Here is a 17,654-nt window from a genome sequence, read left to right as displayed (position 1 = left end):
TAAAGTGTCTTCGTAACTTGATACTCGAAACTCATGTATTAAAAACCACCAAAAATCCAAATTCACGCTAGTCAATATTCTTATATGTTTTCAAAAAACACCCACTATTTAGACGACACACTACTCATTTTAACCATGGCGGTTCTCGCTGGTTGTGGTTTGATTTATGAATACCTCCTTTCACATTATGCTGGCCGAGTGCTTGGCGTAATGGAAAGCACTATATATACCATGATTGGTTTAATGATTGTCTCAATGGGATTAGGTGCTTTTGCCGCGCGTAAAGTGCGCTGTGCCTTTAATGGTTTTGTTTATTTAGAATTAATCATTGCTTTACTGGGTGCTAGTGCAATTTTAATCATTGGTGGCTTGATAGCCATTACTCAAATATTGCCACACATCATTGCCGATATGTTTGCCCTTCCTCCTGATATGCTACCTAAAGGAGGCGTATTTAAGCAGTTAAGTTTTATTGCCATCAAAAGTCCATATTTTTTCGGTGTGATATTAGGTTTTCTTATCGGTATGGAAATTCCACTTATTGCCAGAATTCGTGAAGAAATACATGGTCAGCATCTCGCGAATAATTTAGGGACTATTTATGGCGCAGATTATATTGGTGCTGGGGTTGGCGCGGCGATATGGGTTGTTTTTTTACTTAGTATAGATATCAGCAAAGCTGCAGCATTAACAGCAAGTTTAAACCTAATTGCTGGCGCTTTTTTTGTTTTACGTTATTGGCATAAACTAACGTGGCGTAAAACCTTTCTTGGTTTACATCTTGTGTTGGCGTTAATTATTGTTCTAATGTTTAATTACGGTAATCAGTGGCTTAATCAAATGAATAGCCTGCTTTATTTAGATAAAGTAGTACACGTGCAAAAAACCCATTATCAGCAACTGACCTTCACTGAGCGCCATTTAGGCCTTAGTGCTGACGAAGAACAAACTAGCATTATTAACTTTTATCTAAATGGTCGGTTACAGTTTTCATCTATTGATGAACATATTTATCATGACTATTTAGTCGCACCCGTTTTAGCAGGCTCAGCCCGATATGATAATGTACTCATTATTGGCGGTGGTGATGGTTTAGCATTACGAGACGTATTAAAATACGAACCCAAAAAAGTCACCTTGATTGACCTCGATAGCGAATTGATTGATATATTCCAGAAACCAGAAGAGCACCTTAATGCTAGCTTAGCTCGAAAGATAAGCCATTTAAATCAAAATAGTTTACAAGATAAACGCGTCACTATATTAAGAAGCGATGCTTTTATTACCGTTAATGAACTACTTAAAACTGGACAAATATTTGATGCGATTATTGTCGATCTTCCCGATCCTAGTCATCCAGATCTCAATAAGCTGTACACGGTTAATTTTTACGCTCGATTAAAACAATTACTTTCAGGAGATGGCTTAATTGCCATTCAGTCAACAAGTCCTTACCATGCTAAAAACTCATTTATATCTATTGGAAAAACATTAAGTGCTGCAAACTTTGCGCATGTTCAGCAATATCACGACAATGTGCCAAGCTTTGGCGAATGGGGTTGGACTATCGGAGCAAAGATGGGAGTAAGCCCATTAGCAAGATTAGAAAACTTAAAGCAGTTACCGGTAAAACATAATTGGCTCAATCTAGAAATATTAAAGTCAGCTTTTATTTTCCCTAATGATTTTTTTAAAGATGAGGAAAGCATAGATATAAATACCTTAGGTAGTCATAAGCTTTATCAATTACACCAAAAAGCATGGCAAACTCAACAAGGGATTAATTAACTTGCCTATGTACATGGCTCAGGACGTCATCCCCGTGGTGTATTAGGCTTTCGTCATTCCAGTGGTGTTTTGCTGACGTGGCATGGGTGCCACTTATTAGACTATGCATGGAGCACATCGTCCTGAATCCAAGCAATAATACAATGGATCTTCGATCAAAAACTTCGAAGATACGCTACATGGATGTAGTTTATTAGACAATGCAGGAGCATATTGTCCTGACGTTTACAGCAAGCTCCTGAGTTAACTACATAGGCATGTTAATTAATAACGTAATAACGGTAATAAATTTTAAGATTAAGAAAAGAAGTCTAGAATAGAAACAAAAAACACTTGACATAATATGTCAAGCTGCTAAATTTAACCACGATGACATATTATGTCGTCTATATATTTTTGATAAGGATAGGAAGTACATGAATATTCATACTATAGCTGATCATTTAAATAGTTTGGCCGACAATTCTGACACAGGAATGGACTTTGACTGTCAACCAATATCCGGTGAAGTCGATGTACTGCAAATAACGCTTTTGGGTCGAGAAGAACTACCCATTTTTGTATCAGTAACCGATGACCAAATTTTGTGCATTAGTTACCTTTGGGGAGCTGATGAAGTAAAAACTGAATGTGTAAATACCATGCACGAAAGTATGTTAGAAATGAACATCCCCATGCCATTATCATCTTTTTCAAAAATCGGTGATAAATATGTAGTTTTTGGTGCTTTATCTATCAATTCAACTTTTGAAGATATTGAGCATGAACTGGCGGTATTAAGCAATAACGCCATAGAAGTAATTGATGATATGAGTGACTATCTGCTGTAAGTCGTAGTGTAATACGACAAACAAATTCAAGCTAAAATGTCATCTTATTAGGAGAGAAAAATGAGTATATTTAAAAAGATTATGACCGCCATTCGTGGTGGTGCTTCAGAAGCTGGCGAAGCAATTATTGATGCAAATGCTACCCGTATATTTGAACAAGAAATTCGTGATGCCGAAAATCACTTAACCAAAGCAAAACGTGACTTAACTGGCGTAATGGCTGAGCAAATGTCAGCAAACCGTGAAGTAACTCGTTTACAACGTGAAATAACTGAACATGAAGGTTATGTTGGTCAAGCCTTAGAAAAAGGCGATGAAACATTAGCACTTGCTGTTGCCGAAAAAATTTCCACCTTAGAAAATGATCTAAGCGCACAAGAACAGGCACTAAATAGCTTTACCGGCAATGCTGATAGACTTAAAGAGTTAGTAAAGAAAAGTGAGCGCCAAGTAACAGAACATAAGCGCCAATTATCTATGGTAAAAACTACAGAAAGTGTGCAAAAAGCGACTTCTGCTATTACCGATAATTTTTCATCAAGCAATTCTAAATTGTTAAGCGCTAAAGATTCGTTAGAACGTATCAAAGCCAAGCAACAGAAATTTGATGATAAAATGAAAGCTGCTGAAATACTTGAATCTGAAAACTCTGATTCATCATTAACAGCACAATTGAAAGCTGCTGGTATTGGCTCACAAGAAAACAGTGCCAACTCAGTACTTGATCGCATTAAAGCGAAACAAAAGTAATTAATATAATGACTTTTAGAGTAGCGAGTTAGCAATAGCTCGCTACTCTATTACTTCCAACGATTAAATCACAACTATTAATTCGAAACTGTTTATTTGAAAATTGAGATAAATCATGAGTTTTTTTAAAAAAATATTTAACAAAGAAGCGCAAACTCAACGTAAATTAACTCACGTCAACCAACTTTTAGCCGGTGATATTATTGTATTAACTGATAGTTTTGCATTACCCAAAGTGTTACAAGGTCAACAGTTTCAAGTGATCGCTGTTAATAGCTATGAATACGAACAAAACACACAAACTGAATGGTCTTTGCAAGGTAATGATGAACTGGCTATATTTTTATCCTTAGAGATTGATGACACCACCGAGCTAAAGTTTTCATTGAAAATCGAGCATGATGATGTTGAAACGTTATTTGATCTAGATAACTTCTCACAAATTTTTGATGAACCCGGTCAAGCCTTTTTAAACCGCCAAGGTGATAATGATGTCACTTCAACTTGGAGTAGTGAACAATACCAACAAAGCATTTTTGCAAAAGTGGGTTACTTTCATCGAAAAGATCATCGCAGTGAAGATCTTTCAGCCTATGAAGGTGAAGGTAGTGGTGAACAACTTGAGCTGTACACCTTGTATAACGAAGATCAAAGTAAAGGCTTAGATGTCGAAGTGTGGCAAGATGGTGATACTGATGTTTTTTTAACCTTATTTAGACCATTAACCGATATTATTGATATGTACCCGGCGAGTTAGGAACTAGGAAATAATATGACAAAAGCGAACACTTCATCTATCCCTACAAAAAAAGATAGAAAAATTCCTGAAAAATGGCAGTCTTCCGTAAAAGCAATGAAAGCCGTGCAAGTTGCTTTTGATATGGATGAAAAAATTCAATTGTCCATTCGCAAGCAGGCACTTGATGCCGGCCTTAGCCCATCAGATCAAATTCGTGATATTTTAGGCTTGCCCATTAATAAACGCCCCAAACGCCCTCGTCTAACGGTAAGTTTAGCACTAAGTGATTATGAATTATTAGCTGAAAAATACGGATTAGAAGCTAAACAGCAACTAGATATCAAGAGAAAATTAATGGAAGAACTCATTGAATCTGTCAGCTTAAGCGACAATAAATAAACACCTAAAATTGATTTTGTAAAATCAAACTTATATGTGTCATACTCTTGTTAATACCAAGTTGATTAAGTTCTTTCCCACTCAGCGAGAATTAAAAGGCTTAGAGGCAAGGCATTGATTGAAGAGAATGGTTATTCAGGATAATGTGCTCCTGCATTATCTAATAAGCTACATCCATGTAGCGCCATTATCAAAATCAATAACGCAGCATGTAAGCCTTTTAACCTCGCCCTTTGGGAGCTTGCTCGATGCCCACTAACTTCGTTAAATTTATTTGATTTATAGTGACTAAACCGAAACAAATTTGCCTTGTTATTGAACATCGAGCATAGCTCTGAGTTGGGAAGAAATTTAATCAAATTGGTATAACATGAAAAACACAACACTAGGGATATAATTATGTTAAAACAAAAATCACTTATAAAAAATATACTTACTATTAGTTTTGCATTAGGCTTAACTGCTTGTGCAAACACTGAAAACTTAGAGGCAAGTATTACCAGTTTATCAAATAAAGTTGACTCACTATCAAGCGAAGTTTCAGCGCTTAAAACACAACAACAAGCTGCCAGTAACAAAGCTCAAGCAACTAGAAGGGCAGCAGAAGAAGCAATTGAAAGCGCAGCGAAAGCAAATGAGCGCATTGACAACGTTGTTGCTTCTTTTAAAAAATAAGCAACTACTGTCCTAACTCGATAGCTAACCCCTGTGGTTTATCAAACATAGGGGTTAATTTTTTCCATACGCTATTACTTTTACCAACAAACCTTTTTACCGCCGACGTTATTGTGTTTTTTTGAGCAATATTTTCAATGGTTAAAGGGGAATGTATTTCAATCACCCGTCTACCACCACTTTCATAAGACATTTTTATCGGTTGCTCAATAATGCGCACCTTAGTATTTAATGGAATATTTTCAAACAGCCATTTAATATCATCGTCAAACATACGAATACAACCTGAACTCGCACGCATGCCGATTCCAAAACGCTGATTAGTACCATGAATTAAATATTCACTTTTTCCAAGTCGTAAAGCGTATTTACCAAAGGGATTACTGGGCCCTGCAACAATTTCTTTTAACATGGCTTTACCGTGTTCCTCAAAATATCGCTGACGCATAGCGACTGTTGGACGCCAAATAGGATCTTTTCTTTTACTGCTAATATAACTCGTTACTTTCGGTGTCTCCAAACCTTCCCTTCCTATACCGACAGGAAATACATGTACTTTATTTTCTTGTGGTAAAAAATAATATAAACGTAATTCAGGTAAATTAATGACGATACCTTCACGTTTTATATAGGGCAATAACATAGCGCTAGGAATAACAATATCACTATCAAGTTCAGGTAAAAAAGGATCAATACCAGGGTTTGCTGCCATTAGTGCCAAAAATCCAACATTATACTGTTCAGCAATTTTTTGAAAATAATCACCTTTTATAACTTTATGGTTTTGATCAACCCCGATGAGTCGAAAGTCTTTTGCTGGTAGCTCATATTCTGTTGCATAAATTAAATTGCTAACAAAAAACAAGGTGATGAAGCTAAAACAGGCAAAATGTCCTAAAAATTTATTATTACTATTCACTACGTTCTGTCTCTTTGATGATATAAAGCATAGCCTCGAGCCGCCTTACTTAACTTACCAGGCTTCATTTGAATCACTGTCATTAACTGCTCCGCTAATGCAAATAACGCTTGCTCTTCACCACTAACTAATTCAATTTCTATTTCATTTATAGCAAGTGTCTCAACATTAGGAGAGGTAAAAATTTCACCGCGATCAAGTGCTAATTCAATAACACAATTTTCTTGAGTGATTAACCACGTTTGACGAGAAAAGTCGGTATTAAAAATCACCTGCAAACTTTTTTGTAGTTTAACTACATCAACATGCTCAGGCCAAATATGTTTTGGAAATAATAATAAATCTAAGTGGTTACCTTCAAGAGAAACATTATATTCCGGCCTTTGGTGCAAACAACCAACAACTTTCCCTGCTGTTTTAACTGTTTGTTCATATTCTTGGTCAACCCCTCTTATCCTCAGCCCTATATCCATTTTTCTTAAAGCTAAGTCTTTATTATCAAAATAGTTATTGTTCAACTGCTTTCTATCCAATGTAAAAGTTCTATTTTGTGCTTTTAACATTGCCGTAATCTTATCAGCAACTAAATCATTATCTTCATGATTCGCTGATATTAGGTATTTAAGTTCTATCTCTGTAGTCATTTTAGTAAACTTCAATTTTGTTACATGATTCAATCACTAACAGCATACACTCTGTTAGGCTAGATACTCAATCTTAACTTGCTATCAAAGCGCCAAACACATAATATCTGAGTTTCAATAGTTTATTTATCCAGTGGTTATTTCATGAAAATGTCTTCTAAGGTCGTAAAACAAAAAATTAAGCAAATATTTGTCAGCTTTACCATTTTACTTTTTGCTGTCATATCTGCTCAAGCACAAGAAACTAATTCATCAAAAAATAAACAAGGCTTTATTTCTGATGATTTATCGATATACATGCATACCGGCCCTGGTACAAATTATCGCATATTAGGCACTATTAATGCGGGTTCAGAGATAAAAACAACTGGGAAATCAGATAAAGGCTACAGTGAAATTATTGATGATAAAAATCGTAATACTTGGGTAGAAACAAAATATCTCACCACTAAACCTGGTTTACGTTTTGTTGTAGCAGAACTTAATGGCAAGATTGCCGGTAGTAGTGATTACACTAATCAGCTTGATGGTGAAGTTAATCAATTAAGAAGTTCTGTCGAAATACTGAGTAAAGATAAAAAACAGCTATCAACTCAATTAAAACAAGTTGAACAACAGCTCAAAACAACCATGAGTAAAGTAAAAGATCAAGATACTAAAATATTAACGCAACGTTTTTATAACGGCGCTATCGTATTAAGTGTAGGTTTAATATTAGGCTTGATTATACCCAGATTTTTTGCACGTCGTCGTAGTTCAATGGACAGTTGGAGTTAATATTTCTTTCATCGCGCTATTAGTAGAAGCAATACAGCCTTTACTAATAGCTAAAATTTAAAGTGTTTATTTACTTAGTTGAAACTTGTAACCATTGCTCAGGTAAAATTCCCGAAGCATCCGTGTAGTGAATCCATTTATTTGGCGCGATCACTATTTTATTTAGATTCGCATTTAACCAAGCTCCCCACCAGCTAAAACTGCTATTAGCAATGATGTTGTGTTTACATAAACTCATTAAATGCATATCTTGAAACGATTGCTCTCCTGAATTCCAATCAACAAATCGAGCGTTTTTAACCTTAATATTTTCTTTACACCATTCAATATCATCTGAGAAAACAACATATAAGGGGTTATCTACTAACGTTTCAATCTTCTCAATAGCATTTTCATAGTAAGGTAAGTCACAAATTCCACCTAAAGCTTTATGCTTTAAGTAATCACCTCGGCGAATATGAATAGCTACCGTTTCTTGACCTTGAATGTCTTCACAAAGAGCAATGCTTTTGGCGTCAGAAAACTCAGGAAAAACTAAATGCTCACGTAATACGTGTTCAACATCGTCAAAATATAGCGGGCTTTGCCATGGGCCACGATAATAAATATCGGTGTCCACAGTACCAAAATTTTCAGGTTGAAAAGTAAAGTGGTGATGCTTTTTTTCTTTAATATAAGAGGTGTTAATAAACGGTATATGCTTTCTAACTTCTTTCGTTAATTTAGTAAAAATATTTTTAGTACCCTGATACTGTTTTTTTTCAGCCATAGTACAGTAATCAGCATTGAGCTTAAAAATACGTTCTAATTCAAAGCCATTATGCAATGCATAACTTTCCATATCAAAAGCATCAAGCTTTACCGTTTCATTAAACTTTTCTTTAATTGCTAAAAAGAAAGCGTATTGAAATAATTGATTACCAAAACCGCCACAGATTCTTACTATTTTCACAGGTGTTACCCTCTAAGTATTATTATTTTTTATTTTACACGGAATTTATCAAGCTATCATTAATAAAGCCGAGATTTCATCAGAATAACCCCGTATAATTCCTGACAGTTCATACTCATACTAAAAAAGAGATCAGCAAATGACAAAAAATAAAGTAGCTTTAATCACTGGTGTCACAGGCCAAGATGGCTCTTATCTGGCTGAGCTTTTATTAGAAAAAGATTATGAAGTTCACGGTATAAAGCGCCGAGCTTCATCGTTAAATACTGAACGAGTCGATCACATATTCGAAGACAATCATAACCAAAATCAAAAGTTTTTCTTACATTATGGTGACTTAACTGATTCTTCAAACCTGACCCGTATTATAAAAGAAGTACAACCTGATGAAGTTTACAACCTTGGTGCACAATCCCATGTAGCTGTATCTTTTGAATGTCCTGAATATACCGCTGATGTTGACGGAATGGGTACATTACGCTTATTAGAAGCCATACGCTTTTTAGGATTAGAAAAGAAAACTAGATTTTATCAAGCATCTACCTCTGAGCTTTACGGCGAAGTTCAAGAAATACCACAAACTGAAAAAACGCCATTTCATCCAAGATCGCCTTATGCCGTAGCCAAAATGTACGCCTACTGGATAGTAGTCAACTACCGTGAATCTTATGGTATGTATGCCTGTAACGGCATATTATTCAATCATGAATCTCCTCGTCGTGGAGAAACCTTTGTAACCCGTAAAATTACCCGTGCAATCGCTAATATATCTCAAGGTTTAGAGTCATGCTTGTACCTAGGTAATATGGATGCTTTACGTGATTGGGGGCATGCTAAAGATTATGTACGCATGCAGTGGATGATGTTGCAACAAGAGACGCCTGACGACTTTGTTATTGCTACTGGCAAACAAATTAGTGTCAGAGAGTTTGTTAAACTATCAGCAAAAGAAGCGGGTATTGAACTTGAGTTTAGTGGAAAAGGTATCGATGAGGTTGCTCGAGTAAGTAAAATTACTGCCGATAATATCCCTGCACTACAAGTGGGGGATACAATAGTAAAAGTAGATCCACGTTATTTCCGCCCTGCTGAAGTAGAAACACTATTAGGTGACCCATCAAAAGCGAAAGCAAAACTTGGCTGGGTACCACAAATCACCGTTGAAGAGATGTGTGCTGAGATGATCGAGAGTGATTTACGTAAAGCTAAACAACAAGCAATATTAAAAGCACATAACCTTCAAAAGTAAAGAGCACAAGAATAGAGTAATTATCACAATGAAAATATTATTAACCGGCGCTAATGGTATGGTTGGCAAAAACATTCTTGAACTTGCTAAACAACACAAACATCATTTTTTAACACCTAGCAGTAGCGAACTTAATTTACTCGACAATGCCTCGGTACAAAAGTTTTTAACTGAGCATCAACCTGAAATGATTATTCATGCCGCCGGTATTGTTGGCGGTATTCAAGCTAATATGGCCCAGCCTGTAAAATTTTTAGTCGACAATATGCAGATGGGACTTAACATACTCAATTCTGCCAAAACGTTTGCCATTAAGCGGTTTTTAAATTTAAGCAGCTCTTGCATGTACCCTCGTGATGCACAAAACCCTTTATCAGAAACATTAATTCTAAAAGGTGAACTGGAGCCAACTAATGAAGGTTACGCCCTAGCTAAAATTGCCGCTACGCGCTTATGTGAATACATTAATCAAGAGCAACCTGAGTTATTATACAAGACGATTATTCCCTGTAACCTATTTGGTCATCACGATAAATTTTCTGAGCACAACTCACATATGATCCCCGCAGTAATTAAAAAAATCATTACAGCTAAAGAAGATAGCACTGCTGAAATAGAGATTTGGGGTGATGGCGAAGCAAGACGCGAGTTTATGTATGCTGGTGATTTAGCTGAATTTATTTTTTATGCCATTGAGCATTTTGATCGAATGCCACAAAATATGAATGTTGGCCTAGGTACAGATTATACTATTAATGAATATTATCAGCGTATAGCCGAAGTTGTTGGTTATAAAGGCGCTTTCAAACATGATTTAAGCAAACCTGTTGGTATGAAACAAAAGCTCATTGATGACAGCAAACTAAAAGCATTTGGTTGGTCACATAAAACTAGCTTAACTTCGGGTATAGAAAAAACAATAGAATTTTATTTAAGTGAGAAAAATAATGACCAATTCACTAACTAAGTACTCGTTAGCAAGTAGCACATGGGATGAACATGAATATGGAGCGATTCAAAAAGTAATCGACTCAGATATGTTCACCATGGGTAAACAAGTCGCACAATATGAAAAAAAATTTGCTACTTTTTTTGGTAGTAAATATGCGCTAATGGTCAGCTCTGGTTCAACTGCTAATTTATTGATGATAGCAGCTTTATTTTTCACCAAAAATTCAGCTCTAAAGCTACAACGTGGTGATGAAATTATTGTTCCGGTAGTTTCTTGGTCAACGACTTATTTTCCACTTCAGCAATATGGTCTGAAGGTGAAGTTTGTTGATATAGATCGAGATACCTTAAATATCGATTTGGATAAACTTTCTGCTGCCATTACAGATAAAACTAAAGCCATTTTATCTGTAAATCTACTAGGTAACCCTAATGATTATGAGCGGATGCAAAAGATTATTGGTGAACGAAATATTTTTATATTAGAAGATAATTGTGAATCAATGGGCGCTACTTTACAGGGTAAACAGGCTGGAACTTTCGGTATTATGGGCACTTTTAGCTCGTTTTTCTCACATCACATTGCCACAATGGAAGGTGGCTGTATTGTTACCGACGACGAAGAGTTGTATCACATTTTATTGTGTATTCGTGCCCACGGCTGGACCCGTAACTTACCTAAATTCAATCAAGTCAGTGGTGAAAAAAGTGATGATCCTTTTGAAGAGTCATTTAAATTTATGCTACCTGGTTATAATGCTCGTCCGCTCGAAATGAGTGGTGCTTTAGGCATTCAACAGCTAAAGAAATTACCCGATTTTATTACCATCAGACAAAAAAATGCGCAACTATTCCAGCAATTATTTACTGCTCACCCGTACATAACGATCCAACAAGAAACTGGGCAAAGTAGTTGGTTTGGTTTTTCATTGGTCTTAAAAGAAAACGCCCCCTATTCACGCCCTGAATTAGTAAAACTTTTAACTGAAAATGGTATTGAATGCCGCCCTATTGTTACTGGTAACTTTCTTAAAAATTCACAAGTATTAGAGTATTTCGATTATGAAATAGGCAGCTCAATGGAAGCCGCTGAATACATAGATCAACATGGTTTGTTTGTAGGTAATCATCAAAATGATATCGAAAAAGAAATCAAACTGCTTGCTAAAATTCTCACATAAATTTAACGCCTGATATAAAGGGGACTCATGAAAATATTAGTTATTCCCAACCGTGGTCGCTCTTACCATGCTGTTCGTCCTGAGGCAGAGTGCTACATTGATTTAGCCAAAACAGGTCACGATATTACCATAATGACCTGTATGACCAATGCCTATATTGATGAATACAAGAAATTCAATATAACCATCGTTGAATTAGCCTCACTTAAAAAGCACAGTTGGGCGGTAATAAAACAAGTTCATCAATACATCAAGCAACATGACATTGATATTGTTTATGCCACTGAATCAAAAGGTATCCCTAACGCCGCTTTTGGCTGTATTGGTACCAAAGCAAAAATGATCGCTTATCGTGGTACCTCTGGTGGTATGTATAAAACCGATCCTAGCAATTATCTTTGCATGCTACACCCAAGAATTGATGGGGTAATCTGTGTTTCAAGCCCTGTAACTATTAACGTAAAAAACAAAGTCAGAAGCTCGATAAAAAGAAAAATAGTAACTATTTACAAGGGTCATGATTTAAGTTGGTATCAAGATCCCGCTATAGATTTAACGACACTTGGTAGTGATGATAAGTATTTCAACATCTTATGTGTTGGTAGCCCAAGGCCTCATAAAGGTACGCACATTTTACTTGAAGCAACAAAAGAGCTAAGTGATATTATCGATTTAAGAATTATTTTGGTTGGCGATGATATAGAAAAACAACCGTTTATTGATCAAATTAAAAACTCAGGCATGGCGGAGCGCATTATACTAACAGGCTTTAGAAGTGATGTACCAGCCATTGCCAAAGCCTGTGATTTGCTCATTCTTCCTTCATTAAGTAAAGAAGGCTTAACCAGAACCGTTTTAGAATCTTTATCTAATGGCACACCAGTAGTTTCTTCAGCCAATGATGGGGTTTTAGAAACGATAGAAAATGGAGTTAACGGCTATCTAGTACCTATTGGTGATGCTAGTGCTATTGCCGAAAAAATAAGATTACTTTATAACGATAAAGCAACATTAAAAAAACTTACTAATAACGCCACAAACGTAATTACGAACAAGATGTCTCATACTAAAACAGTTATTAATATGGAAGAATATTTTTTAAGTCTGATTAAAAAATAATCCTAGGTTTACAATTGCCAATATTTTAACTTTTTACGCATTTTAAAACGCCTTAATAAATTTAGCGGCTTATTTTTTACCGCCACATTTTGCCCTGCTAACAACTCATCAGCAGCTGCTAACACTCGTTGTGAGGATTCGCCATCAACATAAGGATGAGTGTCCTTAATAAAGCACTCAACTTTAGCTTTTAATTCAGCAGGATAAGAAAGCGCATATTCAATGCTTTCTTCTAATTTATCTTCATCATTAATATCAACCATATAATCTTGTGGTGAAATATTATTAAAAGTTACCACGGGTTTATTCAACATTAAAAACATCATTAATACAGATGAGGTATCACAAACCATTACGTCTGCTTGTTGTAATAAAGGAATAACATTATCAGTTTCAATAAAGGATAAGCTTCCACTTTCGAGGCTTTTATATTGCTCAATAATCTCTTTTGGCATTTTAGGATGAAACTGGATCAGCCATTGCCATTTACCACTTTCACTTAAACGTTTGACGGTTTCAAACAAGTGAGGTGCGCAAGTCAATGCTCTAGAAAAAGTAGAACACATTAAAATGATTGGTTTCGCCCCTTTACTAACATTGGTTAAATCAAATAAAGGATCTAAAGCTGGCCAACCCGTTTGCTTCACTGAAAAGTGTTGATGTTGTTTTGCAAGCTCAATAAAAGGTAAGGTAGTGTTAGGGCCTTGAGTGCAATATAAATCAAAACATCCACGAATATTAAAGTGATCTTCAAAACCGCGTCTATTTAATTTTCCAGAATTAAATCCATGAAATACACCTACTTTAATGCCAGAAATAAAACTAGGTACCACATTTCCCGGAATAAAGACCACATCGGCTTTATATTGCTGTACTGCGTTTACCGACTTAAGCTGTATTTCATTTGCTAATAAATAACTCGCATTAACTTCTTTGCCCTCTAAAAACCAAGCAACTTGATCGCCTCTCGCTAAAATAATATTTTGCAAAGGTCGTAAAATAGCATAAGAGTAATTTTGAGAAATATAAAACAAATAGCGTTTTGCAGACATGAAACATTCAACTTATCTAATGAAATAAAGACCTGTTAATTATCACCATTTTACCTCTATATAACAGCGATGAAAACACGTATAATCCAGTTTTTCTGCGTTAATGTATATTTCCATGATGAAATCAAATGGAATTGTAAAATTATTAAATGGGTATTTCCTAGCATGCTATCTTCTAACTCACTCTTTACTGCGCTAATTTTAGCGGCAGGTATAACCTTAAGCACGCACTCTTTAGCTGAACCTTGGATAGACACTTCAGACATTTACTTAAAAGCTAATATTCAACTACTTGCTGACACTGGTCATATCATTACTCCAGTAACTACTTACCCGTTAATGTGGAACGATATTATTCGCGATATTAAAAGTATCGCCCTCGATAATTTAAGTTCAAATCAGCAAAGCGCTTATCATTATATTAATCATCAATTTAAGCTAGCCAATCGCAACCAAACACGTTTAAAAGCGCAAGTAGGTGTTGAAAATAAGCGTTTTACCAGTTTTGGCGATCAAGTCAGCGATAAAAATAGTGCCAGTGTACACTCAAGTATACTGTTCGAAAATTTTGCTGCTAAGTTTGCTCCAAGCTATACCCATGATCCTATTGATGGCGAAAAGACCCGTTTAGATGAAAGCTATATTGCCGCATTTGTTGGTAATTGGGTAATTTCTTTGGGGCGACAAAATCGCTGGTATGGTCCAACTTGGGATACGAGTTTAAGCTTAACCAATAATGCTCGCCCAATTACGGCACTCGCGATTTCACGTAAATCAGCCGAACCATTTATTGTGCCTTTTACTGAATTTGATATTCCATGGACTGTAACCAGTTTTATGGGAAAAATGGATGATGAACGTGTAGTTAAAAACACCTTATTGTGGGGGTTTAGATTAAATTTAAAGCCGTTTAAAAATTTAGAATTAGGCATTACTCGCTTAGCGCAATGGGGTGGCGATGGTCGTTCTCAAAGTTTATCAACTTTTGGCGATGTACTGCTTGGTAAAACTAACTGTGGTATTGATGATGTAGTTTGTAATGAAAACACGCCAAACCCTGCGAATCAACAAGCAGGCTATGATTTACGTTATAGTTTTAATTTGTTTAATATTCCGATGAGCGTTTACGGACAAAAATTTGCCGAAGACGGTGCTGAAGGCACGCTAAAATATGTTACCAAAGCACAACCCCAAGTTGGCTTTGACGCTCATTTAGCTATTTTTGGCAAGCCAAGCACCATATTTATCGAATTAGCTGATAGTTTGGCTGATTGTGGAGAGAGAGATAATATTGGTGATTGTTATTATGAGCACTCAAGTTATCAAACAGGTATGCGTTATAATGGCCGTACTATTGGTAGCACTTATGAGAACGATGCGAAAACCTATGTGTTAGGCGCTTTTTCTCAGCTCGATACAAATACGCGGCTCACTACCAAAATACGTTATTTAGATTTAAATTATGATAATCAAGACAAAGCCCCTGACAACCCAATCATTGGCAATACCGTGACCAGTATTGCCGAACAAGTTTGGATGGTATCAAGTAGTGTTCTGCATGATTATAAAAACTGGCGTTTTACCTTAGCCGCAGAGATAAGCCAGTCAACTTTTGATAATGATATTAGTGATGAAACAGATTTCAATGCCTCTTTTATGGTTGAGTATAATCTCTAGTATTAAGCGACATATAACTAATTTATCTAGCACTTAATAATATTTCATTTGACAGTGTTAGAGCATATGCGTTATTAATATGTACATAGTAATTTTTGAACAGATAGTTTACCCAATAAAATGATAAAATTAATAAAGCACTCTACATTCAACCTCCTCGCACTCATCATGCGCGGTTAGGTTTTATTGCTTATTTAATTACTTCATTTATTAGAGATAAACAAATAAGATATTCAAATGAAACCTGCGCTAATTAACGCGGGTTTTTTTACGTCTATGCGTTAGTTAGCTTCAATACATAATTAGCAAACAACAATTAGGCATATAAAGGATAAGCAAATGAGTAATAAAGCAGCAACAAATGACAATGTCATTATTTTCGATACAACCTTGCGCGATGGCGAGCAAGCATTAAACGCTAGCTTATCAGTACATGAAAAACTACAAATAGCTTTATCACTTGAGCGTTTAGGCGTTGATATTATGGAAGTTGGCTTTCCAGTATCTTCACCCGGTGACTTTGAGTCAGTACAGGAAATTGCCCGTACCATTAAAAATGCCCGTGTTTGTGGCTTAGCACGTGCCGTTGAAGCTGATATTGATGCGTGTGCACAGGCATTAAAAGTAGCTGATCAATTTCGTATTCATACTTTTATTTCTACTTCTGATGTTCATGTACAGCAAAAATTAAAAAAAGAATTTTCTGATGTACAAGCCATGGCTGTGCACGCGGTAAAATATGCACGTAGATTTACTGACGATGTGGAATTTTCATGTGAAGATGCGGGTCGAACGCCAATTGATAATTTATGTCGTATGGTTGAAGCAGCCATTGATGCAGGTGCAACGACCGTAAATATTCCAGATACGGTCGGTTATACTTTGCCATTTGAATTCCAAGGCATTATCACCAACTTATTCAACCGCGTACCTAATATTGATAAAGCAATTATTTCTGTACATTGTCATAACGACTTAGGGCTAGCCGTAGCTAATTCTATGGCGGCAGTACAAGCGGGTGCTCGTCAAATTGAATGTACAATTAATGGTATTGGTGAGCGTGCTGGTAATTGTTCTTTAGAAGAAGTAGCAATGATCATGCAAACTCGCCAGGCATTATTAGGCGTAAATACTAATATTAACCATCAAGAGATTGCTCGTACCTCTAAGTTAGTCAGTACGTTATGCAATATGCCCGTGCAATTAAATAAAGCCATTGTTGGTGGAAATGCTTTTAGCCACTCATCAGGCATTCATCAAGACGGCATGTTAAAAGCCAGTAATACTTATGAAATAATGACGCCTGAAAGTGTCGGTATTGCTAAAACAAAATTAAACCTTACCTCACGCAGTGGTCGCCATGTAATTAACCACCGAATGGAAAGTTTAGGTTATAAAGAAAATGATTATGATATCGAAGAACTTTACGCTGATTTTTTAGCATTAGCAGATAAAAAAGGCCAGGTATTCGATGATGATTTAGAAGCGTTAGTCTTTAAATTACAACAAAAAGATTTGAAAGATTATTACCGCTTGGAAAATATAAAAGTGCAATGTGGTGATGGTGATTTTGCTACTGCGAGTATTAAATTAATCTCTGGTGATACTGAAGAAAGTAAAGTTCACGCTGCTACAGGCAATGGACCAGTTGATGCTTTATATCAAGCTATCAAGCAAACTGTTGATATTGAGTTCGACGTAAGTGATTATAAAATATCAAATAAAGGCTCAGGTGAAGATGGTTTAGGTCAAGCTGATTTAGTTATCACTTGGCAAGGCAGAAACTTCCATGGCTATGGTTTAGAAACCGATGTTATTGAAGCATCAGGACAAGCACTTATTCATGCCTTGAATAGCATCCGCCGCGCCATGACTATTGCAGAATTGAAAGCAGAAAAATAACAAACAAAAACAATGGATTCCCGATTAAAACACCACGGGAATGACGGCTT

At 36.0% G+C, this 17,654-nt stretch carries 17 protein-coding genes; 13 read left to right on the top strand and 4 right to left on the bottom strand.

Translation table 11 applies throughout. The features are described from left to right. Positions 1–84: 84 nt before the first annotated feature. The 6 genes from DWA31_RS15650 to DWA31_RS15625 all read left to right on the top strand — a co-directional run bounded on the left by DWA31_RS15650 (position 85) and on the right by DWA31_RS15625 (position 5,181). Entirely contained in the window at positions 85–1,788 is a 1,704-nt protein-coding gene (locus DWA31_RS15650; protein ID WP_114327501.1) for a polyamine aminopropyltransferase, read from the top strand. Positions 1,789–2,204: 416 nt separating this feature from the next. Further along, positions 2,205–2,618, top strand: coding sequence for a YjfI family protein (locus DWA31_RS15645; protein ID WP_114327500.1), 414 nt, complete (start codon positions 2,205–2,207; stop codon positions 2,616–2,618). Between the two features lie 60 nt (positions 2,619–2,678). After that, positions 2,679–3,368 carry a PspA/IM30 family protein gene (locus DWA31_RS15640; protein WP_114327499.1) on the top strand — a complete coding sequence of 230 codons (690 nt, stop codon included), beginning with the start codon at positions 2,679–2,681 and terminating at the stop codon, positions 3,366–3,368. Between the two features lie 115 nt (positions 3,369–3,483). Further along, positions 3,484–4,125, top strand: coding sequence for a DUF4178 domain-containing protein (locus DWA31_RS15635; RefSeq protein ID WP_114327498.1), 642 nt, complete (start codon positions 3,484–3,486; stop codon positions 4,123–4,125). Between the two features lie 15 nt (positions 4,126–4,140). After that, positions 4,141–4,506 carry a hypothetical protein gene (locus tag DWA31_RS15630; protein WP_114327497.1) on the top strand — a complete coding sequence of 122 codons (366 nt, stop codon included), beginning with the start codon at positions 4,141–4,143 and terminating at the stop codon, positions 4,504–4,506. A gap of 399 nt (positions 4,507–4,905) precedes the next feature. Beyond that, positions 4,906–5,181, top strand: coding sequence for an Lpp/OprI family alanine-zipper lipoprotein (locus DWA31_RS15625; protein ID WP_114327496.1), 276 nt, complete (start codon positions 4,906–4,908; stop codon positions 5,179–5,181). Between the two features lie 4 nt (positions 5,182–5,185). On the opposite strand, the gene DWA31_RS15620 is transcribed toward DWA31_RS15625, so the two are convergent. Further along, the gene (locus DWA31_RS15620; protein WP_245942650.1) at positions 5,186–6,100 is read right to left on the bottom strand and encodes a L,D-transpeptidase family protein; all 915 of its coding nucleotides are present in this window, start codon (positions 6,098–6,100) and stop codon (positions 5,186–5,188) included. Beyond that, positions 6,100–6,744: a CYTH domain-containing protein gene (locus DWA31_RS15615; RefSeq protein ID WP_114327495.1), complete on the bottom strand. Its 645-nt coding sequence runs from the start codon at positions 6,742–6,744 to the stop codon at positions 6,100–6,102. Before DWA31_RS15615 ends, DWA31_RS15620 begins: the two co-directional genes overlap by 1 nt. A gap of 144 nt (positions 6,745–6,888) precedes the next feature. On the opposite strand from DWA31_RS15615, the gene DWA31_RS15610 reads away from it, so the two are divergent. After that, positions 6,889–7,521 carry a TIGR04211 family SH3 domain-containing protein gene (locus tag DWA31_RS15610; RefSeq protein ID WP_245942649.1) on the top strand — a complete coding sequence of 211 codons (633 nt, stop codon included), beginning with the start codon at positions 6,889–6,891 and terminating at the stop codon, positions 7,519–7,521. Between the two features lie 70 nt (positions 7,522–7,591). Here the strand turns inward: DWA31_RS15610 and DWA31_RS15605 are convergent, their stop codons facing one another. Then, positions 7,592–8,473 (bottom strand): alpha-1,2-fucosyltransferase, encoded by an 882-nt coding sequence (locus DWA31_RS15605; RefSeq protein WP_114327494.1) that lies wholly within the window; start codon positions 8,471–8,473, stop codon positions 7,592–7,594. A 139-nt stretch (positions 8,474–8,612) separates the two neighbouring features. Here DWA31_RS15605 and gmd point away from each other — a divergent pair, with 139 nt between their 5' ends. From gmd to DWA31_RS15585, 4 genes are read left to right on the top strand one after another with little or no spacing between them, the layout of a single operon-like run. Continuing rightward, the gene (gene gmd, locus DWA31_RS15600; RefSeq protein ID WP_114327493.1) at positions 8,613–9,722 is read left to right on the top strand and encodes a GDP-mannose 4,6-dehydratase; all 1,110 of its coding nucleotides are present in this window, start codon (positions 8,613–8,615) and stop codon (positions 9,720–9,722) included. A gap of 28 nt (positions 9,723–9,750) precedes the next feature. Beyond that, positions 9,751–10,689, top strand: a complete 939-nt coding sequence (locus DWA31_RS15595; RefSeq protein ID WP_114327492.1) for a GDP-L-fucose synthase family protein — start codon at positions 9,751–9,753, stop codon at positions 10,687–10,689. Continuing rightward, positions 10,670–11,854, top strand: coding sequence for a DegT/DnrJ/EryC1/StrS family aminotransferase (locus DWA31_RS15590; RefSeq protein ID WP_114327491.1), 1,185 nt, complete (start codon positions 10,670–10,672; stop codon positions 11,852–11,854). The genes DWA31_RS15595 and DWA31_RS15590 overlap by 20 nt, the downstream gene beginning before the upstream one ends. A gap of 27 nt (positions 11,855–11,881) precedes the next feature. After that, positions 11,882–12,973, top strand: coding sequence for a glycosyltransferase family 4 protein (locus tag DWA31_RS15585; RefSeq protein ID WP_114327490.1), 1,092 nt, complete (start codon positions 11,882–11,884; stop codon positions 12,971–12,973). An 8-nt stretch (positions 12,974–12,981) separates the two neighbouring features. Here the strand turns inward: DWA31_RS15585 and DWA31_RS15580 are convergent, their stop codons facing one another. Then, a complete protein-coding gene (locus DWA31_RS15580; RefSeq protein WP_114327489.1) occupies positions 12,982–14,025 on the bottom strand; it encodes a CDP-glycerol glycerophosphotransferase family protein in 1,044 nt (347 codons plus the stop codon). 165 nt (positions 14,026–14,190) lie between these two features. Here DWA31_RS15580 and DWA31_RS15575 point away from each other — a divergent pair, with 165 nt between their 5' ends. Continuing rightward, positions 14,191–15,702: a capsule assembly Wzi family protein gene (locus tag DWA31_RS15575; RefSeq protein WP_168427372.1), complete on the top strand. Its 1,512-nt coding sequence runs from the start codon at positions 14,191–14,193 to the stop codon at positions 15,700–15,702. A gap of 339 nt (positions 15,703–16,041) precedes the next feature. After that, positions 16,042–17,604 (top strand): 2-isopropylmalate synthase, encoded by a 1,563-nt coding sequence (gene leuA, locus DWA31_RS15570; protein ID WP_114327487.1) that lies wholly within the window; start codon positions 16,042–16,044, stop codon positions 17,602–17,604. The last annotated feature ends 50 nt before the right edge of the window (positions 17,605–17,654 follow it).

It is taken from the genome of Candidatus Colwellia aromaticivorans, assembly GCF_003333305.1.
Lineage (GTDB): Bacteria > Pseudomonadota > Gammaproteobacteria > Enterobacterales > Alteromonadaceae > Colwellia > Colwellia aromaticivorans.
This window is presented reverse-complemented; position numbering and strand designations above follow the sequence as displayed.